The organism is Nocardioides okcheonensis (genome assembly GCF_020991065.1).
In the GTDB taxonomy this organism is placed as follows: domain Bacteria; phylum Actinomycetota; class Actinomycetes; order Propionibacteriales; family Nocardioidaceae; genus Nocardioides; species Nocardioides okcheonensis.
Window position 1 is genome coordinate 1,422,474 of record NZ_CP087710.1, and the last position, 22,581, is coordinate 1,445,054.

Consider the following 22,581-nt stretch of genomic DNA (forward strand, 5'->3'; position numbering starts at 1 on the left):
CGTGAGCGCCGGACTGCCGCCCAACCCCTGGAACGAGCACGCCTGGGTGGTGGGCGAGCCGAGCGTCGGAGAGGGCACCTGGATCGGTGCCTTCACGGTGATCGACGCGTCCGGCGGCCTCACGATCGGCCGGGGGTGCGACATCTCCTCCGGCGTGCACATCTACACCCACTCCTCGGCGAAGCGGTGCGTCTCGGGACGCCGCTTCGCCGAGGTGGAGCGGCAGCCGGTGACGATCGGCGACCGGGTCTTCATCGGCGCCGGTGCCGTGGTCAACATGGGCGTCACGATCGGCGACGAGGCCGTCGTGGGCGCCGGCGCGGTCGTCACGGCCGACGTGCCCGCCCGGGCGATCGTCGGCGGCGTACCGGCGCGTCAGATCGGTCGGGTCGACCTCGACGACCCGACCGACCCGAGGTTCGTCACCGGGTCCTGAGGACCTCGTCCACCACGCGGTGGGCCGGCAGGATGCTCGCCCGCTCGGTGTCGGCGTCGACCGTGCCGTCGACGAGGTCGACGAAGTGCGCGAGCTGGGAGACCAGCGGCTCGGCGCCACCGATCTCCGGGACCTCGATCTCGGTGAACTGGCGGAAGCCGACGAAGGCGTCGTCGGGCTCGATGCTGGAGTGGCGGTAGCTGGTGAGACCGCGGCGCAGCAGGTCGATCTCGATCATCCGGTCGAGCTCCTGGATCACCATCGAGCGGACCTTGACCTGGCCGAGCCGGCTGGCCGACACCGACGCGATGCCGCCGCCGGTGAACCGCACGCCCGCCTCGACGACGTCCTCGGCGCCCGGCACGCTGCTGGGGTGGAACTGGCCCACGCTGACGTCGAACGACTCGGGCTGCTGCTCGCCGAAAGCCCGCACGACCAGGTCGACGTCGTGGACCAGCAGGTCCCAGGCGACGCCGGTCTTGATGCGCGGCGCGTAGGGCGAGTGCCGCTGGGCGCGGACGTAGACCGGCGCCTCGATCATCTTCATCGCGGTCATCACCGCGGGGTTGAAGCGCTCGAGGAAGCCGCACATCAGCGGCGTCCCGGCGGCCTCCGAGGCGCGCACGAGGTCCTCGGACTGCTCCAGCGACGGGCACAGCGGCTTCTCGACGAGCAGCGGCCGCCCGGCGGCGATGACCTCGGCGGCGATGTCGTGGTGGGCCTCCGTGGCCGCGGCGACGACCACGGCGTCGAAGCCGCCGACGCCGTCGAGGTCGGGCTGCCAGGCGGAGCCGTACTGCTCGGCGACGGCGAGGCCGCTCTCCTCGTGCGGGTCGATGACCGCGGCGAGCTCGGTCCGGGGACCGGTGGCGATGACCCGCGCGTGGTTGCGTCCCATGGACCCGGATCCGACGAGTGCGATGCGCAGTGCTCCAGACATGGCCCGCACCTTATCGACGGCCCTCGTTTTGGCCGCATCGCGCCCCCGTGGGGCAAGATGGCGGTCCGGACGCCGCCTCCTGCGCGCGTGCGTCCGCCACCGGTGAGCCCTCGGGGAGCGGCCGCCCGACGAAAGGATCCGCCACGTCCGCCGAAGTCCAGTCCGCGCACACCCTGCGCGGCCGGCTGATCCACTGGGCGCGCATCCTCCTCGTGGTCGCGGTCGTGCTGGCCGCCGGCTACGCGCTGTGGTCCAACCACGAGGTCGTCCAGGAGACGCTCGCGGAGCTCTCCTGGCACGACTGGCTGCCCTCCTTCGTCGCCCTGCCGGTGGCGATCCTGCTGTCCACCTGGAGCTGGCAGCTCCTCGTCGACGAGCTCGGCGAGCCGATCGGCGTCGCGCGCGGCGCGCAGATCTTCCTGGTCGGCCAGCTCGGCAAGTACCTCCCCGGCTCGGTGTGGGCCTACCTCCTCCAGATCGAGCTCGGCCGGCGCGCCGGGCTCGCCCGCGCCCGGATCTTCACGGCGACGCTGTTCTCCCTGGCGGTGGCGGTGGTCGCCGCGCTGCTCGCCGGCTCGCTCGTGCTGCCGGGCTTCGTCCGCGACTACGAGGCGCTGCGCGGGCTGGTCTGGCTCTACCTGCTGCTGCCCGTCGGCCTGGTGTGCCTCCACCCGCGGATCCTGCAGTGGATCGTGTCGGTGGGGTTCAAGGTGCTGCGCCGTCCTCAGCCCGACCACCCGGTGCGGATGCGCGCGATCGCGCTGTCCCTGCTGGCGGCCGTGGCGTCGTACTGCTTCTTCGGCGTCCACCTGTGGCTGCTGGTCCGCGGCGTCTCCGACGTCGACGGCAGCGCGTCGTTCCTGCTCGTGTGCATCGGGACGATGGCGATCGCGATGATCTCGGGGCTGTTCTTCTTCCTGCTCCCCTCGGGCGCCGGCGTCCGCGAGCTGGTCATCGTGACGGCCCTCGCCCCGACGATCGGGTCGGGCGAGGCCATCGCCCTCGCCGCGGTCTCCCGGGTGCTGATCATCGTGGCCGACGTGGTCACGGCCGCGACCGCCGCCGGTCTGGGCTGGTGGGAGCGGCGCCACTTCGGCCCGATCCCGCACGACCAGGGCGTCGACGACGACGAGGTCTGAGCCCCGCTCCAGGCACGCCGGTCGACCCGGGCTCAGGCCCCCGCGAGGTCCGGCCGCTCGATGCCGTCGACCCGGTCCACGATCAGCCCGGCGATCGGCAGCGCCGACGTCGCGGCCGGCGACGGCGCGTTGACGACGTGCAGCGTGCGCGGGGTGTCGCGCAGCAGGAAGTCGTGGACGAACGACCCGTCGCGCATGACCGCCTGGGCCCGGATCCCCGCCTCGCGCGGCGTCAGGTCCTCGAGGCGCAGGTCGGGGCAGTACTTCTGGCACAGGCGCAGGTAGCCGCGCTTGGACAGCGAGTTGCGCATCTCGCGCACGCCGGTGCGGACGTTGGCTCGTGCGACGTGCCACATGCCGGGGAACGTGACGATGTCGCGGAAGTCGCGGCGGTCGAAGGAGAACTTCGGGTAGCCCTCGCGGGCGAGCCCGAGCACCGCGTTCGGGCCGACGTTGAGCCCGCCGTCGACGGTGGGCGTCAGGTGCACGCCGAGGAACGGCAGCTCCGGGTCGGGGATCGGGTAGACGAGGGTGTCGACCAGGTCGGCGCGCTCGGGGCGCACGTCGTAGTACTCGCCGCGGAACGGGACCATCGCGAAGTCGACCTCGATCCCGGCCATCGCCGCGACCCGGTCGGCCTGCACGCCGGCGCAGAACACCACGTGCGCGCCGCGGACCTCGCCGCGGCTGGTGGTCAGCACGACCTCCTGCGCGGTCTCCCGGATGCCGAGCACCCGGGTGTCGCGCATCAGGGTCCCGCCGGACGCCTCGACCAGCTCCGCGAGGCGCCGGTTGATCATGCCGTAGTCGGTGATGCCGGTGGCGGAGACGAACAGCGCGCCGAGGCCGGCCACGTGCGGCTCGCGCTCGCGCAGCTCGGCGGCCGACAGCACGGTCGCGTCGATCCGGTTGACCTCGGCCCGCTCGGCGAGCGCGCGCATCCCCGCGAGCTCGCGCTCGTCGGTCGCGACGAGCAGCTTGCCGATGCGCCGCCACGGGATGCCGTGCTCCTCCGCGAAGGCCTCGGTGGCGGCAGCGCCGGCCCGGCACAGCTCGGCCTTGAGGCTGCCCGGCTGGTAGTAGATCCCCGAGTGGATGACGCCGCTGTTGTGGCCGGTCTGGTGCCGGCCGAACTCGGGCTCCTTGTCGAGCAGCAGCACGCTGCGGTCGGGGTGGCGCCGGCTCAGCGTCCAGGCGGTCGCCGCGCCGACGATGCCTCCGCCGACGACGACGTGGTCAAAGGTGTCGGCCACTGGGGGTCCTCCGGCGCGGTGGGTCGTGGTGGTGCGAGGTCGGGCGACAGCATAGGTACCGGCCGGGGCGGGGGTGGGCTGCGGGTAAGGTGCTGCCCCGTGGACGAGCGGGGAGACCAGGGCGACGACGGCCTCCGGCTGGCACGGGCCGAGAAGGCGCTGCGCCAGTCCGGGCGCGAGCTCAAGTGGTGGCAGATCGAGCTCGAGCACACCACCGAGGACCTCCAGCGCGCCCGTCGCCAGCGGGCCCGGCTCCGCGAGCAGGTCGACGTCCTCTCCGAGGCGCTCGCGACCTCGCTGTCCGAGGCGTACTGGTCCTCGCGGCCGTCCGCGTCCGGCGTGGGCCGGCTGCTCGGCCGCGGCGCGTCCGCCGACCCCGAGGCCGACCTGGTCCGCGAGGTCGAGGCCAGCGACCGCTTCGACGGCGCCTGGTACGTCCGCACCCACCCGAAGGCAGCCCGGTCGGGCCTGAGCCCGGCGCTGCACTACGTCCGCCACGCCGCCCGCCTCGACCCGGGGCCGCGGTTCTCCACCAAGCGCTACCTCGAGGAGCACCCCGAGGCCGCCGGGAGCGACCTGCCGCCGCTGCTGCACGCGGCGCGCCACGGCCACCTCCACGACCGCGCCGACGACGCCGACGGCGCGTCGTCCCCGGCCCACGACGTCCACCTGTGACCGCACCGACCGCCCCGGGGACGCCCCTGCCGCTGGCCGAGTTCACGGCGCGGTGGCGCGCCTTCGTGCCCGGCTGGGCCGCCGCATCCCCGGAGGAGCGGGAGCGGATGCTCGCCGAGGTGATCGAGCACGGCCTGCCGCCGCTCGGTCCCGGCGCGGCCGACGCCGACCCGCCGGACCCCGACGACGTGGTGGCGGCGGAGGTCGCGGTCGTCCGCGCGAGCGGGCTGTTCGACGAGCTCGGCTACCTCGTGCACAACCCCGACCTGCACTGGAACCTCTGCCTCAGCCCCGAGCAGGCGATCCACTTCGTCGAGCGCGGCTGGCACGAGATGCGCCACCCCTCCCCCGGCTTCGACCTCTGGCACTACACCTACACCCACCTCGACCCCGAGACCGACGAGGTCAACCCGCTGGTCCACCACACCCTCGAGGGGCGCCGCCACGGCCTGTCGGTGCAGCCCGACGTCCACGAGCTCGAGCCGCCGGAGCCGCCGGTCGCCGCGCCGCGGCGGGTGTGCCTGTTCGCGGGCTTCGACGTCGACGGGATCATCGACCCGACCGTCGTGACCTACCTCGCCGACCTCAGCCGCTTCGCCGACGTCTACTACCTCGCCGACTGCGAGCTCGAGGACGGCGAGCTGGAGAAGCTCGCGCCGTACACCGAGGGCGCCTGGGCGATCCGGCACGGACGCTACGACTTCGGCTCCTACGCGATGCTCGCCACCGAGCTCGTCGGCTGGGACGTGATCGACCAGTACGACGAGATGATGCTGGCCAACGACTCGGCCTGGCTCGTGCAGCCGCTGGACCGCGTGTTCGCCAAGATGGACGCCACCACGTGCGACTGGTGGGGCCTCCAGGCGACCTACGAGGACTTCACCGTCCTCGACCACGAGCGGCTCGGGCGTCGGCTCGACCTCGACGAGCTCGAGGAGCAGATGCGCCGGCCCGACCTGTGGCGCTACTCCGACTTCCTGCACGTCGGGTCGTACTTCCTGGTCTACCGGCGCCGCGTCGTGCAGGACGCCGGCTTCCGCCGCCGCCTCGAGACGGTCGCCAAGCAGCGCGACAAGACCGCCATCATCCTCAAGTACGAGATCGGCTTCTCCCGCCACCTGGTGCTGAGCGGCTTCCACCTCGGCACCTTCGTCGACGGGATCCTCCCCTACCACCCGGTCTATCGGGAGTCGGCGTTCGACCTGATGGACGACGGGTTCCCGCTGCTGAAGCGGCAGTTCCTCTACGAGAACCCGTTCTCCGCGCCAGACCTCAAGCACTGGAAGCAGCGGGTGCTGGACAAGGCGCCCGGCGCCGACGTCGAGGCGATGGAGCGCAACCTGCGGCGCGTGGCGCCGGCGTGGAGCCTGCACCGCAGCTTCGCCATCACCACCCGCCCCGACGGCACGATCGACCTGCCCCAGCCGCTGGGGTCGCAGACCTTCGCCGACGAGGACCGGTGGGTGCCGTCGTTCGACCACTGGTGGGGCTTCCCCGCCGACCCCCGCACCGGGATGCTCAGCGGCGCCGTCCGCGCGGTCTTCGACGCGGTGCGCGACGACGCGTCGGTGAAGAAGATCGTGCTCGAGGGAGCCCGCCGGCTCGACGCGTCGGGGCAGAACGTCGTCCGGACGCCCACCGAGAGCCCGCCCGGTCAGATGTACGCCCTGCGGATGGGCACGATCCTCACCCACGTCGGGCCGCGCTCCGACGTCAACCACCCGCTCTCGCAGCGCCACCACCGCTTCGTCCAGCTCGGCCGCCCGACCGGTCTGGCGGCGCCGGCCGTCGCGCTCGACGGCGACGGCGACGCGTGGGGCACCCGCGACACCAGCGCCGTACGGCTCGACGACTCCCTCACCCGGGTCGCCGTCGTGGCGGGACCGGAGGGCGCCGCCGCGGCCGCGGACCTGCCGCGCCTCGACGACGGCGGGGTCTGGGCCCTCGGCTCGCCGCGCATCGACCTGCTCGTCCGCGACGAGGCAGACCTGGCGAAGGCCCACGTCGGCGAGCTGGCCCGGCTGCGGCGGGTGCTGGCCGGGCGCCGCCTGGTCGTCGTCGAGCCCTGGGGCGCCCGGATCGACCTGTCCGGCCTCGCCCGGTGGGCGGCGGCGCACCCCGACGTCGCGGTCGGCCTGCGCCGCGGGGCCGCCGAGACCTCCCCCCTGCCCGACCCGCTGCTCGACCTCGCCGACGACCGGCTGCTGTCGGGGACCTCGCAGACCCCGATGCCGGTCCACCCCGAGACCGCGTGGCGCCTCGCCGACGCGCTGGTCTCCGGCTCGGCGGCGGACCTCGCCGACTGGGCCGTCCTCGAGCGTCCCGCGGTCAGCCTGCTGGCCGGGGACGACGCGGCGCACGTGCCGCTGCCGGCCACCGGCTCCGACGGCCTCGTCGCGGCGCTCGACGCGGCGCTCGGCGCCGGCCCCGACCCGGCCTACGTGTCGTGGGGGCGCGCGCTGCACGTCCACAGCGACGGGCACGCCGCCGAGCGCGTGGTGCTGGCGATCAAGCGCACCTACCAGCCGGTCGACGACTGGCTGGCCGAGGAGGCCGCGCTGGAGGGCGGCGCGGGGGCCTGACGCCACGGTGGCGCGATGAGCACGCAGGGGCGGTCGATGGAGGTGCGGCAGGTCGACGAGCGGGACAGCTCGTGGGAGGACCCCGCACCCCGGTTCCGGGTCTACCTGCACGGCAGCGGCCCGGACTCGACGCCCGGGTCGACCGACACCTACGACATCACCGGCGCCGACGTGCTCCAGGTGATCGACTGGGCCCAGCGACGGGCGGGCGACACCCTGACCTACGCCGTGGCGCTCGTGCGCGACGACCCGGCGCAGGAGCTCCTGAACCCGGGCCACGGCCGCGGGCTGGTGTGGCTGGTCGGGACGGACGGCAACGACACCACCGACGACGGGTCCCCCGAGCGGGAGGTGCAGCGACGGATGCTGCTGCGGCGGCAGGACCCCGTCGGCGTACCTGCGCCGGACCGTGCCCCGGCGGACCTCGGGTGACCTGGTCCTCGCGGTACCCGTCCGATGGGCTGGTGCCGTCGACCGCCGGGTGGGCCGAGGACTACGAGGCGCTCGCCACCGACCTGCGCCGCGGGCTGGGGCCGGGGTGGGAGCTGGAGCACGTCGGCTCGACGTCGGTGCCGGGGCTGGCCGCCAAGCCCGTGATCGACGTCGCGATCCGGGCGCCCGAGGGCGCCGACCCGGCCGCGTACGACGCACGGTTCGTCGCCGCGGGCTGGACGGCGCCGCGACCGCTGGGGGACCACGCCGCGACCTTCCTGCTCGACGGCGACGTACGCCGGGCGATCGCGCACCTCTTCACCGCCGCGCAGTGGCCCGAGGCGCACGTGCGCCTGTTCCCGGACTGGCTGCGCCGACACCCGGCGGACCGCGACGCCTACGGGGCGCTGAAGGCCCGCCTCCTGCGCGACGGGGCGTGGGAGGCCGGCGACTACACCGCACGCAAGGGCGCGTTCGTGACCGAGGTCGTCAACCGCGCCCGCGAGGAGCGGGGGCTGGGGCCCGTCACCGGTCCCCTCTAGCCCGCCGGGCTGTCGGTCGTCCGCCCTACGGTCGAGCGATGAGCACACCCCTGTGGAGCCGGCCCCGGGTCGTGATGACCACCACGGCGAGCGTCGATGGTCGGGTGACGCTGTCGCCGGCCGAGCGGCTGCTGCAGCCCGACGTCGCCCGGCGCTGGCGCGACGCGTGGCCGCCCGACGTCGAGGGGCTGCTCGAGCAGCGCGAGCGCTGGATCCGGGAACACCACGCGCCGACGGTCGTGCTCGAGGGCAGCGGCACCTTCGTGGGCCGCGACGCCGTCTCGCGGTGGACCGGCCCTCCGGCAGGAGCCGAGCGACCCGACCACGTGCCGAGGTCGACCCCGCGCGTCTTCGCGGTGGTCGACGGCCGCGGTCGGGTCGACTGGACCCACACCGGTGACGACGAGACGTCGCTGGTGGTCCTCGCCTGTCGGGCCACCCCGGCGGCGTACCTCGACGACCTCGAGGAGCGGGGCATCGGCCATCTCGTCGTCGGCGACCGGACCGTGGACCTCGCGCTCGCCCTCCAGCGCCTCGCGGCGACGTTCGGTGCCACGGTCGTCGTCGCCGACGGTGGCGGCGGGATCAACGGCGCGCTGCTGCGCGCCGGGCTGGTCGACGAGCTCCACGTGGTCATGTTCCCCGCCCTGGTCGGCGGCCTGGGCACGCCGTCGTTCCTCGACGGCGACCCGCTGGGGCCGGGCGGCCGGGCGGTGGCGCTCCGCCCGTTCGGGCTCGTCCGGGGCGACGCCGGCAGCACCTGGGCGCGGTACGAGGTGGCTCGGGCGCACCCGGACGACGTCGGAGGTCCTGGTCTCGCGCCATGACCTGGGCCGGCGGCGTGTCGTTCCCCGAGCCGTGCGGCTGCTCCGACGCGGCAGGTCGGCCGGTCGGATCCGGGCGCGTCCGCACGTGTGGCGGTTCTGGCCCGTCCAGGCGCGGCGGATTCAGCCGGTGGTCGCAACACCAGGCGGTTCGGACTCTCCGGACAGTAGCGCGTCGAGGGTTTCGGCAGGAGTGCGCCACTTCAGGGTCTTGCGTGGTCGGCGGTTCAGTTGAGCGGCGATGTTGTCGAGCATCCCGGGGCCGTAGAAACTCAGGTCGGCGCCCTTGGGCAGGTACTGACGCAGGAGCCCGTTGGTGTTCTCGTTGCTGCCTCGCTGCCAGGGCGAGTGTGGGTCGCAGAAGTAGATGTCGAGTCCGGTCGCCTCGGCGATCTGGACGTGGTTGGCCATCTCGCTGCCCTGGTCCCAGGTCAGCGAGACTCGCAGCTGCTCAGGCAGCGTCGCCATCTTCGCGACCATCGCTTCCTGCACGATGTCGGCGCTGTGGCCGCCAGGCAGGTGGAGCAGCATCACGAACCGGGTTGCCCGTTCGACCAGCGTGCCCACCGCCGACCCCGACTGGGCCGAGCCGAGGATCAGGTCGCCTTCCCAGTGCCCGGGCACAGCGCGGTCCTCGACCTCGGCGGGGCGTTCGCTGATCATCACCATCTCGGCGAACCGTTCGCGCCGCAGGTCACTCTTGCGGTGGGGCTTGCGTACAGTCCTGCCGGTGCGCAGGTGCTTGGCCAGCTCGCGCTTGAGCGCACCACGGCTCTGGACGTAGAGCGACTGGTAGATCGTCTCGTGCGACACCCACATCTCCGGATCGTCGGGGAAGTCCTCGCGCAGTCGTCGGGCGATCTGCTCGGGACTGTGGTCATCGACCAGTCTGGACTGCACCTCGTCGCGCAGCCGGTCGTTGGTCGCCAGCCGCGCCTGTTTCGGGCGCAGAGCCTAGCGATCGGCATCGGCCTGTGCCGTCGATGCCCGGTACTCCAGCCGACGTCGGGCGGGGCGTTTGCCATGGTGCTGGACGCGTCGCAGCTCGCGACTGATCGTCGAGGGCGAGCGATCGAGCTCTCGGGCGATCTCTCGCACTCCCGCACCGCGCACGCGTAGCAGCGCGATCTCCTCGCGCTCGGCGAACGACAAGCTCCTCGAGCGACGACCCGAGCCGATCGGGGGCATCACGCCGCCACGCTCGTTGAACCACCTGTTGCCCGTCCTGCGCGTCACATCCACAGCCACCGCAGCATCTTCGTGCGACGAACCTCGACGAATCTCAGCCCAGAACCGGGCAACCGTCTCGGCCGGCGGCCTCGGCCGCCCTCCACGTGCCTGCACACCAACACCTCGATGATCAGGTGTTGCGATCACCCACTGAACCCAAGCGCCGAAGCGGGGCAACATCCGCCGCACGTGCGCTCCAAGGCTGCATCCGCCGGCGACAGCACTGCCGCCGCCATCTCGACGAACGGACGCTCGTCGGTGCGGACGCACGGGTCGCGGCAGACCCGGATGTCAGTGACCTCGACGACTCCTGAGCAGATACACCACCAAGGCGGCGAGGATCACAGCGATGACCAGCAGCTCCAGTGCGCCGATGTCGAACATGAGCAGACTGTAGGCGGGGGTACCGGCGGACGTTCGCTCATCGCAGCAGATCCGGGCGGAGTGGGTCGCGTTCGAGGAACACTGGCCGGGTGACGCGTTCGATCGACGAGGTGCTCGACCTCATTCTCGACGACCTGGCAGCCGGAGGCGTGCCGCTGCCCCGCGTCGAACCGACGACGTGGCAGACCTGGGAACCGTCGGAGTCCGTGATGCTGCTCGGGGCCGACAGCAGCGGAACGGGTGTGTGGTTGGACCTCACGCTGTCCGACGATCAGGCTCTCGCCCACCTGGCCGACCAGGTCCAGGAATGGGTGGTCGAGGAACTCGCCAGGATCGGCCGACCCACCAACTGGCCGATCTGCGCGGCCCACCCTGACAACCACCCCCGGCAAGCCGTCATCGAACACGGTCGCGCGGTCTGGGCTTGCCCTGTCGGTGCAGATTCGTCTCCCATCGGCGAGCTGTCGTCTGGCTGAGGCGAACCGATCGCGAGCTTCCACGGATCGTCTCGTCGCCAGATCCGCGCACCCGACGCCGCATGTCCGGACGCTCGGGTCCATCAACTGCACACGTCCTTCGGCAACGGTCACACACCACCATCCGTCGATGGAGTACGGAGCATTCGAGCGAGCCGACACGCCACCGCCACTTCGGGGTCGAACGGTGTCGTTGGAAGCGATTGACGAGCTTCGAAGCGACCTCGGCCCGTGAGTGCGCCTGCAGATGCGGGTCAGGTCTCACCCCACGCTCCGGGCGAGACGGTCTGAGTACGAGCGCTCACGCGTCGCACCTGCGAGCCCGACACTGTGTACGCCATGCCGAGTCAGGGTTCGCCAACGAGGTTCTCCAGTGACGCGTGGATGGTGCTGCGGTCCGCTGTCGCCTTCGTGGCGGCCTGCGCCGCGCTGTGGTGCACCTTCTGGCTCAACGCGATCTACCTGCGGGGCTTCGCCGCGAACTGCAGTGACGGACACCCGGACTTCGACCCCGCCTTCTGCGCGGGCACGTGGCAGCCGGGCTTCCCGTTCCTCCTGCTCGGCCTGCTGAGCGTGGTGGTCCTCGTCGCGTCCGTCTGGGAGCGTGCCTTCACCCGCGCGGTGCTGTTCATCGTGGGCTTCACGAGTCCCGTGCTCCCGCTCTTCTATCGGGGGGTGATGACGTGGGAGCCGGTCAACCCCTTGCACCCGGATCCTGCCGGACCTCAGGTCGTACACCTGGTCGTTGGCGTGGCAGCCGTGCTCTTTGCGGCCAAGTCCCCGCGGTTGCGACGAGGCCCGCGCCGTGTGGTGTCGCGCAACGCGTACGGCCAAGAAGTAGCGCCGCCGGACTGACTGCGGCCCCGCTCACGACGGCTCGCACCTGAAGGGCGCGGTGATCGCGGCAACCACTCGTTGTGGCAGATCCGGATGTTGCCGCGGTCCGCTGGTCCTGCCCGGTGGCGGCGCCGAGGAGCTCACGCCCGGTCGGTCTCAGCGGCGGGCGTTCTTGCGTGCCTCCGCGACCTCTTCGACCAGCTGCTCGGCCGGCACGTCGAACGCCGCGATCGGGACGATCGGGTCCTTGGCCTGCGCGCCACGCATGTCGATGCGCACCCCTGCCGGCCCGCGCTCGTGGACGTGCGCTCCCCGCACGTCACGCCACGGGACGGTCACGTCGGTGCGGTAGCCGCGGTACGTCAACGCGTCCGGCCCCACGGTGAGCGTCCAGCGGTGCAGCCGACCGGTCACCAGGCGCGCGAAGTCCGGCAGCGACCCGAGCGCGCCGACGACCATGACCAGCGAGAACCCGGGTGACTCCAGCTCGCCGATGTCGGTGACCACCACCCACCCCCACACCGCCGCGACCCCGAGCACGACGATCCACGCGGCCACGAGTGGCCATGTCGTCAACGCGGGCGCCCGGAACACCCGGGACCCGTCGGCGAGGACCTTCGGCTCGCGCCGGCGACGCGGACGCACGAACGCCGACATCGCGGAGACCAGGACGAGTCCGCTGACGACGGCCAGCCCGAACATCGACAGGTCCACCAGCCCGTCACCGGCCACGGCCGAGATCAGTCCGATCACCAGCGTGAAGACCGTCAGCACGACGATCACCGTCGTCGACCACCACCGCGGAATGAGCCGCTTGCCACTGCCCGAGACTGCTCCCGCTGCCGGCGTGTCCGCCTTCGCGGTCGACCTTCGACCCATCGTCGTCCTCCCCCTCGGTCGACGTGCCCGTCCATCCCGGTCTCCGGATCCCCGGATCCCCGGGTGCCCTCCATGCCGTGCGACCTACAGCCGGCGCTCGTGATTCCGGTGCACCTGTTCGATGGCGACCAGCCCGAGCAGGACGCCGACGACCGGGACGAAGTCCCACGGCGACACGCCGTCAACCGCCAGCTCCGCGATCAGGAAGAAGGCGCCAAGGGCCACCACCGCGACCTGGAGCGTCCTGCGCGTTCGCGTCGTCATCGCTTCGACAAGCCGCTCAGGTGGCCGAGGAGAGGAACGCCTGCGACCGCGAGCTCGAGAAGCCCGCGCTCACTCACCCGCGGCGGACCCGTGGGCCGAGAGCCGGCTTGTCCGCGTCGAACGTGCCATCGCGGTGCGCGTCGTCGGAGTAGATCCCGTCCGTCGTCGAGTCCTCCTGGTCCAGGTCACCGCCGAAGGCGACCACTCCGACCCGGACCCAGCGTGGGTCGCGCAGGCACGACGTCGGCACGGAGAGGGTGATCGACCGGGTGGTGCGCTGGACGCGGGCCTCCAACCCCGGGCAGTCGAGCTCTCGGCCTCCGCCGGCCGTACCGCTCACGATCGGCGTGCCGCCGAGATGCTCGACGAGCACGTCGACCTTGCCCTTCGGCAGCTTCAGCCTGGCGCCGATGAACACGAGGGGATCCGAGGCGAGCCTCCGGAACTGCGTGCGCACCCGCACGACCTCGGCGTCGTGGACGACCACCGTCCGGACGATGTCGACGGTGCGATGGTCCGCCGCCACGGCCGACTGCTCCACTCCGTCCACCTCGGACGTGACGAGGGCGTCGCCTGCCGGGTCACGGGTCACGATCCGATCGGCGTGAGCCGTCGACGGCAGGAGGGCGACGAGGGGAAGGGCGACGATGGCGAGCCGGAGGCTGTGGCGGGTCAGCATTCGGTGGATCCTAGGTGCTCCGGCACTGCCTGCTGGCCGTTCGGCCACACGTGTCCGGCGTGTCGCCCTCCGCCCACCAGCTCGAGGGCAGCATCTCGGACACGTGTACGCCGCCGGCGCTGAGGGCTCAGCCCCGGGCGAGCTCGCGCAGCCGCACGCGCCGCACGAACCGGCGCGCGGCACCGCCGTCGAGCGGGACCGTCCCCTCGGGGGCGTCGGAGGGAGCCGACCAGCCCGCGCCCGCGAGGGCACCGAGCCGAGCGAGCAGGTCGTCGACGGTGCCACCCGGAGCGTGCACGAGGTGGGCACGGCCGGCGGCGCGGGCGTCGAGGGCCAGCGCGGTCGTGTCGGAGACCACCACGGACGCGGCGCGCAGGACGACCGCCTCGGACACGACCGAGCGGTCGCTCAGCCCCAACGGCGCCACCGGCGCGAACAGGCGGGTGAGCCCGCCGGGCGCGTCGGGTCGCGCCTCGCGCACTCCCAGCACCGCACCGGCGCCGCTCGCCCACTCGTGCAGGCGCACGGCGTCGTCGGCCGACCAGGCCGAGGCCGAGCCGGTCACCAGGACGAGCGCGCGAGCGTCGAGCCGCTCCCGCAGGGACGCCTCGGCCGCGGCGAGGTCGGGCGGCAGCACCGCACCGGGCAGCAGCAGGTCGTGCCGTGGCAGGCCCGAGAGCCACACGTCGTCCTCGCCCAGCGTCGGGTTCGCGACGCGGCGGCTCGCGGCCTCGCAGCGCGACGCGACCGCGACCGCGTCGACGGCCCCGAGGTCCGGTGCGGGGCGGGCGTCGTCGAAGGGGGCGCCGACGTGGAGGATCCGGTGGCGGGCCGGCAGCGGCGCGTGCGGCAGCGCCGCGTCGAGCGGGTCGGCGACGACCAGCACGCCGCAGCGCACCAGCGTCTCCTGTCCCTCCAGGGTGGCGACGGGGACCACCGTCACGCCGTCGCCGGCGACGTCGTCGAGCAGCGGGCGGGCGCGGGTCAGCAAGACCTTACGGATGCTCGGGTCGTGGCGCACGGCCTCGAGGACCGCGCGCACGCCCGGGTCGAGCCGGCCGCTCGGACCGGCGGCGAAGGCCCACCAGTGGCCGAACGACGGCGTCTCGCGGTCCATCCGGCGGAAGGGGTGGCCGGCCAGCGCGGAGGTCCGCACCGTGCGCCTCCCGGTCGCCTCGTCGAGCACCACGTCGTACGCGTCGTGGATCCGCGCGGGGTCGGTGACCCGCGCGATGTTGGCGGCCATCTCGTCGGTGCGCGCCGAGGGCGCGAGGGTCGCGAGGCGCTCGCGCCACTCCCCCACACCCGGCGCCCGGCGCGGGTTCTCGCCGAGGAAGTTGCGCTTGGCGAGCGGGAACCCCTGCCCCACGAGGTCGAACACGTGCCGGGAGTAGAGCGGGTGGAACGGCTGGAGGTCCGGCAGCCAGGTGTCGAAGTCGAACCCGAGGTCGGTCAGGTGGCGGCTGAGCCCGACCTCGTACTTGTGCACGACCAGGCCCTTCGCCTCCTGCGGCACCACCGTGTCGAGGCGCCAGCGGAAGCCGGGGTCGCCGACCACCGGCCGCCGGAAGGCGAGGAAGTACGAGCTGAGGTGGAGGTAGCGCACGTCGCTGAAGTGCCGCTGCCCCACGAAGCGCCGCTTGGCCTCGGCCAGCGGGATCGGCGAGTCGTCGCGGAAGTAGTTCTCGTCGTGCTCCATCGAGGTGGCCTGCAGGCTCCACCAGTCGCACGCACGGGCGTCCATCGTCGCGAACACCTCGTCGAGCGGGTGCAGCAGGAAGCAGGAGTCGTTGGCCAGCAGCAGCTCGTCGTAGGTGTCCACCACGTCCCAGCCGACGAGGTCGCGCGCCAGCATCGAGAACGACCCGAAGTCGTAGCCGCCGTGCGGGACGCTCCACGCGCCGACGGTCACGTCGGCCAGCTTGTCGAGCTCGCCCGGCTCGAGGACGCCGTCGGCGAGGTAGTGGACGTCGGCGTGCCGGGACAGCTCGCGCAGGTAGGTCACGACGTAGTCGTCGACGATCCCGTCCTTGTCGTGGGCCGCGAACAGGCAGATCCGGCGGGGCGAGGCGCCGAGGCCCTGAGCCGGGCGCACCGGCACGGACGGCGGCACGGGCGGGAGGCCGTCGTGGCGACCCACCACCAGCCAGTGCAGCAGCGGGTCGGCGCCCTCCTGCGTCGGGTCGAGGTGGTCGGCCCAGTAGCTCCACAGGTCGAAGCGGGGGCTGGGGTTCTGCAGCAGCCGCCAGCCGGTCTCGACGTGGTGGCGGTAGGGGTCGGTGCCGCGCTTGAGCCGGTGGCGGACGGCGTACGCGTCGGCGTCGAGGTAACCGCTGGCCGCGACGACCGCGCGGGCCGCGGCGAGCGACACCCGCTCCGCCGGGGCGGCCGCGTCACCCGACGCCTCGGGCAGGCCCTCGCGCAGCGCCTGCTCGACCAGCGCGGCGGCGGCCTCCGGCCCCTCGCTGGCGGCGCGTCGCCAGCGGCGCGCGAACGCCGCCCAGCGGGCGTGGAAGTCGGCGAGGCGGTCGCGTCGCTCCTGCAGCCGCGCGTCGAGCCCCGGCGTCGACGCGCCGGTCACCGGCTGGCCGGGGGGTAGGAGTCAGCGCCCTCGGCCTCGTCCGAGGCCAAGAAGTGCACCAGTGGGTTGACCCGCTCGACGATCACCTCGGGGTGGTCGAGGACGTACTGCGCGATGTCGAAGGACTCGCTGGGCTTGCGGAACGGGTGGTCCCAGTGGCGCAGGAAGTGCACGCCCGGGTCCTCGCCGCGGCGGGCGACGTCGAGGTGGGTGCGCAGGTAGAACGCCGCGTCGAAGAGCGGCGACTGGCGGATCAGCTCGAGCTGGCCGGCCTCCTCGGCCGTCACGGACGTCGACCCGCGGCGCCACCACGAGCGCTCCCCCGCGCCGGCGACCGCGGTCTCGCCGCGCAGCCGCTCGGCGAGCAGCTCGGACAGCACGTCGGCGGCCTTCGCCGCACGGTCGCGCGACTTGCGCAGCCGCGCCTCGCGCTCGCCCCAGGTCTCCTGGTCGGCGCGCGCCGCGGCGAGCTCGCGGCGCAGCAGCTCCACCTCGTCGCGCAGGGTCTCGGGGTCCGGCTCGCTCACGCGCCGCACTCTATCGACCCGGGACGATGCCCCTGCGGCCCTGCCACTCCCCGTGCTCGGCCAGCGGGCGGAACCGGTAGGTCGCGAACTCGTGGTGGAAGTCGCGCCGCTCGCGTTCGGCCATCGCCGACGCGTGGCGCGCCGGCGCGGCCACCCGCGAGCGGCCGTGGACCATGTCCTCCATCTCCTGCACGCTGCGCCACACCGAGAAGGTCGAGATCGTGCGCGGCGGGCGTGCGGCCGCGAGCGCCAGCGTGGTGCCCGGGTGGTCGCGCACCAGCCGCTCGACCGGCTTGCCGTGGCGCAGGAACCGCGGCACCTCGGGCAGCCGCATCCGCGCCAGCGTCACGGCCACGACGGGCTCGTCCTGGTCCCACGCACCGGCGCGCACCGGCAGACCCGGCAGCGCCTCGAGCGTCGACCAGCGGCGCAGGAACTCGAGGCGTACGTGCCAGCCGCCCGCGAGCCGCCGCCCGAGCGGGTCGCGGTCGAGGAAGGCGTCGAGGGCGTCCTCGTCGCGCCACTGGGCGAAGACCGCGAGCCGGCTCAGCTGGAGCCGGTCGGGCGACACGGTGGGCGCGCCGAGCCGCATCAGCGACAGGCACTCCGCGTGGTCGAGCCCGGCGACGCCCGGCGCCGGACCCAGCAGCGCCCGCGCACCGACGTGCCGCGGCACCTCCGCGAGGTGGAAGGAGTGGACGCTCACCGGGCGCGGTCCAGCCGGTAGTGCAGGCGGACCGCGGACGCACCCCAGAGCCGCAGCTCGTGGTCGGTGCGCAGCACGCCGTGGTCGTCGGGGAAGACGTGGAAGGTCTCGTGCAGCGGCACCCGCGCGGCGTGGGTGCCGCCCCCGTCGCGGACCACGACGTAGGCGCCGTCGTCGCCGAACCGGCCGGACGGCGACTCGAGGAGGAGGCCGCCGTCGTCGGTGACCGTCGGTCGGAGGAACACCTGCACGTTGCCGGACTCGAGCGGGAACGCGACGTGCACGCTCGGGCCGGGCGACCCAGGGACGGAGCCGGCGGAGTAGGCCCCGCTGAAGACCGGTCGCCCGTCGGCGCGCAGCGTACGCGTCCACGCGGCGGCGACCTGCGTGCCGGCCGCGTCGCGGATCGGCGTGATCCGGCTGTCCATGCCGCGCGCCACGTCGAGCGGGCGCATCGGCAGCGCGAGCTGCTCCACCCGGCGCCCCCAGAGCCGGGAGACGACCTCGCCGCCCGGCCAGAACAGCGGCGACCAGCCGGTCCACACCTCCATCTGCCACGCGGACGTGTGCTCGTAGAAGTCACGGACCTCCGGGCGCAGGCGGGACGCGTCGAAGCCCGGGCCGTCGAGCGCGGACATCGACGGCAGCAGGCCGGCGCCGTCCTCGACCACGGCGGGTGGGCCGCCGTGCCGGGCCGACTCGTCCGCGACCCAGCCCGCGCCGACCCGCGACGACCCGCTCATCGGGGCGTCCAGCCACCGCTCGGCCCCGTCGAGGTCGACCGGACGTCCGGTCAGCCGCCAGAACTTCCGGGTCCCGAGGTCGAGGAGGTGCAGCACGAGCCGCGACTATGCCACGGCGCGCGCCGCCGCACCGGCGTTCGCGGCCGGTCAGACCACCGAGAGCGGGAGCAGCTTCTGCCCGGTCGGGCCGACCTGGATCTCGGTGCCCATCTCCGGGCACACGCCGCAGTCGTAGCACGGCGTCCAGCGGCAGTCCTCGATCTCGATGTCGGCGCCGTCGGCGGCCGCGAGGGCGTCCTCCCAGTCACCCCACAGCCAGTCCTTGTCGAGGCCGGAGTCGAGGTGCTCCCACGGCAGCACCTCGTCGTAGTCGCGCTCGCGCGTGGTGTACCAGTCGACGTCGACCCCGGTGCCGGCGAGGCCGCGCTCGGCGGACTCCATCCAGCGGTCGTAGGAGAAGTGCTCGCTCCAGCCGTCGAACCGACCGCCGTCGCGCCACACCTCCTCGATGACCCGGCCGACGCGGCGGTCGCCGCGCGAGAGCAGTCCCTCGACGATGCCGGGCTTGCCGTCGTGGTAGCGGAAGCCGATCGCGCGAGCGAACTTCTTGTCCTCGCGCACCACGTCGCGCAGCTTCTTGAGCCGGTCGTCGGTGGCCTCGTGGTCGAGCTGTGCGGCCCACTGGAACGGCGTGTGCGGCTTCGGCACGAAGCCGCCGATCGACACCGTGCAGCGGATGTCGTTGCGCCCGGTGACCTCGCGGCCCTTCGCGATCACGCGCTTGGCGAGGTCGGCGACCTGCAGCACGTCCTCGTCGGTCTCGGTGGGCAGGCCGACCATGAAGTAGAGCTTCACCTGGCGCCAGCCGTGGGAGTACGCCGTCGCGACGGTGCGGATCAGGTCGTCCTCGCTGACCATCTTGTTGATGACCTTGCGCATCCGCTCGGAGCCGCCCTCGGGCGCGAACGTCAGGCCCGAGCGGCGACCGTTGCGGGAGAACTCGTTGGCGAGGGTGATGTTGAAGGCGTCGACGCGCGTGCTGGGCAGCGACAGCGACACGTTGGAGCCCTCGTAGCGGTCGGCGAGCCCCTTGGCGACCTCGCCGATCTCGGTGTGGTCGGCGCTGGAGAGCGAGAGCAGGCCGACCTCCTCGAAGCCCGACTTGCGGATGCCGTTCTCGACCATGTCGCCGATCGTCTTGATCGAGCGCTCGCGGACCGGGCGGGTGATCATGCCGGCCTGGCAGAAGCGGCAGCCGCGGGTGCAGCCGCGGAAGATCTCGACGGAGAAGCGCTCGTGGACGGTCTCGGCGAGCGGCACCAGCGGGTTCTGCGGGTACGGCCACTGGTCGAGGTCCATCAGGGTGTGCTTGCGCACCCGGAACGGGATGCCGGGCCGGTTCGGCACGACCGCCTCGATCGAGCCGTCGGCGGCGTAGGCGACGTCGTAGAAGCGCGGGACGTAGATGTTGCCGGTGACGGCGAGCCGGCGCAGCAGCTCCTCGCGGCCGCCGGGGCGGTCCTCGGACTTCCACTCGCGGACCACGTCGGAGATCGCGAGCACGACCTCCTCGCCGTCGCCGAGCACGGCCGCGTCGACGAAGTCGGCGATCGGCTCGGGGTTGAAGGCCGCGTGGCCGCCGGCGATCACGACCGGGTCGTCCTCGCCGCGGTCGGCCGCGTGCAGCGGGATGCCGGCCAGGTCGAGGGCGTTGAGCATGTTGGTGTAGCCGAGCTCGGTGGAGAAGCTCAGGCCGAACAGGTCGAACGCGCCGACCGGGCGGTGGCTGTCGACGGTGAACTGCGGGATCGGGCCGTGCTCGTCGCCGGCACGCATCACCTGCTCCATGTCCGGCCACACCGAGTAGGTGCGCTCGGCCAGGATCCAGTCGCGCTCGTTGAGCACCTCGTACAGGATCTGCACGCCCTGGTTGGGCAGGCCGACCTCGTAGGCGTCGGGGTACATCAGCGCCCAGCGGACCGTCGGGCCGCCGGTCTCGGACGTCTCGGCGCAGTCCCAGTCCTTGACGACCGAGTTCAGCTCGCCACCGACGTACTGGATGGGCTTCTGCACCGACGGAAGCCTGGCCTCCAGGCGCGGGAACACCGACGCGACGGACATGCTGGGGAACACCTACCTGAGGGAGATCGACGACCGGCGGGGAGCCGGGTGTGGAGGGGCCGGACGGGCGGGCCGTTGGCCCGGTGCGCGATCATCAAGGGTACGCCGCCGCGACCGGTGCGGCCTAACCACGGATCCGGCCACCGCACCGGCGACGGATCCAGCGAGGGGGACGCGGGATGGGTCGACGCGAGGAGTGGCTGCGCATCGGCGTCGTGGTCGTCCTGGTCGCGGTCATCGCGGTGCTGTTCCTGCGCGACCAGCAGGACGGGCCCGAACGGGTCGACGACCCCGGGCCGTCGGTGCCGACCGCGACCGACGACGTCCGCGACGTGACCTCGGCGGGCACGCCCTCTCCCACCGCCGGCGCGTCCGAGACCGTCCCGTCGCCGCCCCCGGGCCTCGACGAGCTGGTGTGCGAGCAGTTCCGGCAGTCGGTGCGGCTGCGCGTGCTGTCGTTCAACACCCACCGCTCCACCGGCAGCCTCGACGCCGTCGCCCGCGAGATCCTCGAGGTCGACCCCGACGTCGTGCTGCTCCAGGAGGTCGACCGCGAGATGATCCGCACCGGCGGCGTCGACCAGGCCGAGCTGCTCGCGGAGGCCGTCGGCATGGACGGTTCCTTCAGCACCAACCTGGTCCGCGGGACGGGCGGCTACGGCACCCTCATCCTCAGCCGCTTCCCGATCGTGCAGCAGGGCCGGATCCAGCTCGTCCGCAGCCCGCGCGCCGAGGGCCGGGGCCTGCAGTGGGTGACGCTGGAGGTCTCGGGCCAGGCGCTGCGGGTCTACAACACCCACCTCGACGCCACGCGCCCGGACGTACGCCTCGCGCAGGCGCGGCAGGTCGCGGGCGTGGTCGCCGGCGACGACGTCCCCACCGTGCTCGGCGGTGACCTCAACGCCTGGCCCGGCTCGGCCGCCGTCGCCGCGATCGGCAGCGAGCTCACCGACACCTGGCAGGCCGCCGGAGAGGGGCGGGCCGCCACGAGCCGGGGCGGGCGGAAGATCGACTACCTCTTCGCCCGCGGCCTGCGCCCGCTGGTGAGCCGGGTCGAGGAGTCCGGCGCCTCGGACCACGACCGGCTCTGGGCCGACCTGCGGCTCACGCCGCCCGACACCTGCGGCTCGGCGACCCCGTCACCGTGAGAGCGGGCCGCGGGGCGAGCGCAGGTGGATGTTCTGCAGCAGGCCCAGCGCGAGCATCCCGGCGAACATCGAGCTGCCGCCGTAGGACACGAACGGCAGCGGCACGCCGGTGACCGGCATGATGCCCAGGCACATGCCGATGTTCTGGAAGGCCTGGAATCCCCACCAGCAGGCGATGCCGGCGGCGGCGACGCGGCCGAACAGGTCGCCCGCGGCCGCGGAGATCGCCAGGGCGCGCCACACCACGACCGCGACCAGCGCGATCAGCACGCCCGCGCCGACCAGGCCGAGCTCCTCGCCGGCGACGGTGAAGATGAAGTCGGTGTGCTGCTCGGGCACGAAGCCCGAGCGGGTCTGCGAGCCGCCGAAGAGGCCCTGGCCGAAGAGCCCGCCGTTGCCGACGGCGATGCGCGCCTGCTCGGTGTTGTAGCCCGCGCCGCGGGGGTCGAGGCCGGGGTTGGTGAAGGCCATGAACCGGTCGACCTGGTAGGGCTTCAGCACGCCCATCGCGACGGCGCCGGCCGCACCGACGACGGCCCCGAGCGTCAGGCCGAGGAGCCAGCGCCTCCCGGCACCGGCGACGGCCAGCACGCCGAAGACCGTCGCGGACAGCACGAGCATGGTCCCGAGGTCGGGCTGCAGCAGGATCAGCACGGCCGGCACGCCCGCGATGGCGAGCATCGCCAGCACCTCCAGGCTGCCCACCCTGCGGCCCCACCGGCGCTCGGTGCGTTCGGCGACGACGAGCGCCATCCCGATCACCACGGCGAGCTTGGCCAGCTCCGAGGGCTGGATCGACATCCCGCCGAGCTGGATCCAGGAGCGGGAGCCGTTGATCGTCGAACCGGCGACGAGCACCATGACCAGCCCGGCGACGCTCGCGAGGTAGGCCACCGGCGCCAGGATGCGGACCCAGCGGTGGTCGGTGGCGAGCACCGCGACCATCAGCACCAGCCCGATCGCGACGTTGACGAGCTGCTTGCGCAGGTAGGCGTCGGGGTCGTCGCCGGTCAGGTCGGCGCGGGTCGACGTCGCGGACCACACCAGCAGCGTGCCGAGGACGACGAGCCCGAGCGCGGCGAGCAGCAGCAGCCAGTCGAGACCGGGTGCGCGGAGGCTGGTCGGCTGCCCCGGGCGGGTCGGGCGGGACTGCCGCGAGGGGCGTACGGACAGCACGGTCACC

The 22,581-nt window shown here is 73.2% G+C and carries 21 protein-coding genes and 1 pseudogene; 10 read left to right on the forward strand and 12 right to left on the reverse strand.

Features of this window, described 5'->3' with window-relative positions:
• Position 1: 1 nt before the first annotated feature.
• Positions 2 to 436: an acyltransferase gene (locus tag LN652_RS22015; RefSeq protein ID WP_329958468.1), complete on the forward strand. Its 435-nt coding sequence runs from the start codon at positions 2 to 4 to the stop codon at positions 434 to 436.
• Here LN652_RS22015 and LN652_RS06755 read toward each other — a convergent pair.
• The gene (locus LN652_RS06755) at positions 423 to 1,334 is read right to left on the reverse strand and encodes a Gfo/Idh/MocA family protein (protein WP_230443911.1); all 912 of its coding nucleotides are present in this window, start codon (positions 1,332 to 1,334) and stop codon (positions 423 to 425) included. The genes LN652_RS22015 and LN652_RS06755 overlap by 14 nt on opposite strands.
• A gap of 89 nt (positions 1,335 to 1,423) precedes the next feature.
• Between LN652_RS06755 and LN652_RS06760 the strand changes: the two genes are divergently transcribed.
• A complete protein-coding gene (locus tag LN652_RS06760; protein WP_230443912.1) occupies positions 1,424 to 2,515 on the forward strand; it encodes a lysylphosphatidylglycerol synthase transmembrane domain-containing protein in 1,092 nt (363 codons plus the stop codon).
• Between the two features lie 32 nt (positions 2,516 to 2,547).
• Here the strand turns inward: LN652_RS06760 and lhgO are convergent, their stop codons facing one another.
• Positions 2,548 to 3,768 carry an L-2-hydroxyglutarate oxidase gene (lhgO, locus tag LN652_RS06765; RefSeq protein WP_230443913.1) on the reverse strand — a complete coding sequence of 407 codons (1,221 nt, stop codon included), beginning with the start codon at positions 3,766 to 3,768 and terminating at the stop codon, positions 2,548 to 2,550.
• Positions 3,769 to 3,867: 99 nt separating this feature from the next.
• Here lhgO and LN652_RS06770 point away from each other — a divergent pair, with 99 nt between their 5' ends.
• Genes LN652_RS06770 through LN652_RS06790 form a run of 5 tightly spaced genes read left to right on the forward strand, consistent with a single transcriptional unit; the run spans position 3,868 to position 8,826 of the window.
• Positions 3,868 to 4,443: a hypothetical protein gene (locus tag LN652_RS06770; RefSeq protein WP_230443914.1), complete on the forward strand. Its 576-nt coding sequence runs from the start codon at positions 3,868 to 3,870 to the stop codon at positions 4,441 to 4,443.
• On the forward strand, positions 4,440 to 7,025 hold the full coding sequence (locus tag LN652_RS06775; protein ID WP_230443915.1) for a rhamnan synthesis F family protein: 2,586 nt from the start codon (positions 4,440 to 4,442) through the stop codon (positions 7,023 to 7,025). The genes LN652_RS06770 and LN652_RS06775 overlap by 4 nt, the downstream gene beginning before the upstream one ends.
• A gap of 15 nt (positions 7,026 to 7,040) precedes the next feature.
• Positions 7,041 to 7,457, forward strand: a complete 417-nt coding sequence (locus tag LN652_RS06780; RefSeq protein ID WP_230443916.1) for a hypothetical protein — start codon at positions 7,041 to 7,043, stop codon at positions 7,455 to 7,457.
• A 32-nt stretch (positions 7,458 to 7,489) separates the two neighbouring features.
• The gene (locus LN652_RS06785) at positions 7,490 to 7,999 is read left to right on the forward strand and encodes a GrpB family protein (protein WP_230443917.1); all 510 of its coding nucleotides are present in this window, start codon (positions 7,490 to 7,492) and stop codon (positions 7,997 to 7,999) included.
• Positions 8,000 to 8,037: 38 nt separating this feature from the next.
• Positions 8,038 to 8,826: a dihydrofolate reductase family protein gene (locus LN652_RS06790; protein ID WP_230443918.1), complete on the forward strand. Its 789-nt coding sequence runs from the start codon at positions 8,038 to 8,040 to the stop codon at positions 8,824 to 8,826.
• A 120-nt stretch (positions 8,827 to 8,946) separates the two neighbouring features.
• On the opposite strand, the pseudogene LN652_RS06795 reads toward LN652_RS06790, so the two are convergent.
• Positions 8,947 to 10,233: pseudogene (locus LN652_RS06795) on the reverse strand (IS30 family transposase).
• Between the two features lie 293 nt (positions 10,234 to 10,526).
• On the opposite strand from LN652_RS06795, the gene LN652_RS06800 reads away from it, so the two are divergent.
• Both LN652_RS06800 and LN652_RS06805 read left to right on the forward strand, forming a co-directional pair.
• A complete protein-coding gene (locus tag LN652_RS06800; protein ID WP_230443919.1) occupies positions 10,527 to 10,913 on the forward strand; it encodes a hypothetical protein in 387 nt (128 codons plus the stop codon).
• Between the two features lie 384 nt (positions 10,914 to 11,297).
• Positions 11,298 to 11,768, forward strand: coding sequence for a hypothetical protein (locus tag LN652_RS06805; RefSeq protein ID WP_230443920.1), 471 nt, complete (start codon positions 11,298 to 11,300; stop codon positions 11,766 to 11,768).
• 138 nt (positions 11,769 to 11,906) lie between these two features.
• Here the strand turns inward: LN652_RS06805 and LN652_RS06810 are convergent, their stop codons facing one another.
• The 8 genes from LN652_RS06810 to LN652_RS06845 all read right to left on the reverse strand — a co-directional run bounded on the left by LN652_RS06810 (position 11,907) and on the right by LN652_RS06845 (position 20,250).
• Positions 11,907 to 12,524 (reverse strand): hypothetical protein, encoded by a 618-nt coding sequence (locus LN652_RS06810; protein ID WP_230443921.1) that lies wholly within the window; start codon positions 12,522 to 12,524, stop codon positions 11,907 to 11,909.
• Between the two features lie 189 nt (positions 12,525 to 12,713).
• On the reverse strand, positions 12,714 to 12,893 hold the full coding sequence (locus tag LN652_RS06815) for a hypothetical protein (protein WP_230443922.1): 180 nt from the start codon (positions 12,891 to 12,893) through the stop codon (positions 12,714 to 12,716).
• A 73-nt stretch (positions 12,894 to 12,966) separates the two neighbouring features.
• Positions 12,967 to 13,620 (reverse strand): hypothetical protein, encoded by a 654-nt coding sequence (locus LN652_RS06820; protein ID WP_230443923.1) that lies wholly within the window; start codon positions 13,618 to 13,620, stop codon positions 12,967 to 12,969.
• A 79-nt stretch (positions 13,621 to 13,699) separates the two neighbouring features.
• Entirely contained in the window at positions 13,700 to 16,153 is a 2,454-nt protein-coding gene (locus LN652_RS06825; RefSeq protein WP_230443924.1) for a rhamnan synthesis F family protein, read from the reverse strand.
• Complete coding sequence (locus LN652_RS06830) at positions 16,150 to 16,680, reverse strand: hypothetical protein (protein ID WP_230443925.1); 531 nt, start codon at positions 16,678 to 16,680, stop codon at positions 16,150 to 16,152. Before LN652_RS06830 ends, LN652_RS06825 begins: the two co-directional genes overlap by 4 nt.
• A gap of 10 nt (positions 16,681 to 16,690) precedes the next feature.
• On the reverse strand, positions 16,691 to 17,386 hold the full coding sequence (locus LN652_RS06835) for a hypothetical protein (RefSeq protein ID WP_230443926.1): 696 nt from the start codon (positions 17,384 to 17,386) through the stop codon (positions 16,691 to 16,693).
• Positions 17,383 to 18,225 carry a hypothetical protein gene (locus LN652_RS06840; protein WP_230443927.1) on the reverse strand — a complete coding sequence of 281 codons (843 nt, stop codon included), beginning with the start codon at positions 18,223 to 18,225 and terminating at the stop codon, positions 17,383 to 17,385. Before LN652_RS06840 ends, LN652_RS06835 begins: the two co-directional genes overlap by 4 nt.
• Before the next feature lie 51 nt (positions 18,226 to 18,276).
• Complete coding sequence (locus tag LN652_RS06845; RefSeq protein ID WP_230443928.1) at positions 18,277 to 20,250, reverse strand: TIGR03960 family B12-binding radical SAM protein; 1,974 nt, start codon at positions 20,248 to 20,250, stop codon at positions 18,277 to 18,279.
• 179 nt (positions 20,251 to 20,429) lie between these two features.
• On the opposite strand from LN652_RS06845, the gene LN652_RS06850 reads away from it, so the two are divergent.
• Complete coding sequence (locus LN652_RS06850; protein ID WP_230443929.1) at positions 20,430 to 21,398, forward strand: endonuclease/exonuclease/phosphatase family protein; 969 nt, start codon at positions 20,430 to 20,432, stop codon at positions 21,396 to 21,398.
• Here LN652_RS06850 and rodA read toward each other — a convergent pair.
• Positions 21,390 to 22,580, reverse strand: coding sequence for a rod shape-determining protein RodA (rodA, locus tag LN652_RS06855; protein WP_230443930.1), 1,191 nt, complete (start codon positions 22,578 to 22,580; stop codon positions 21,390 to 21,392). The two genes, LN652_RS06850 and rodA, sit on opposite strands and share 9 nt — an antisense overlap.
• Between the last annotated feature and the right edge of the window lies 1 nt (position 22,581).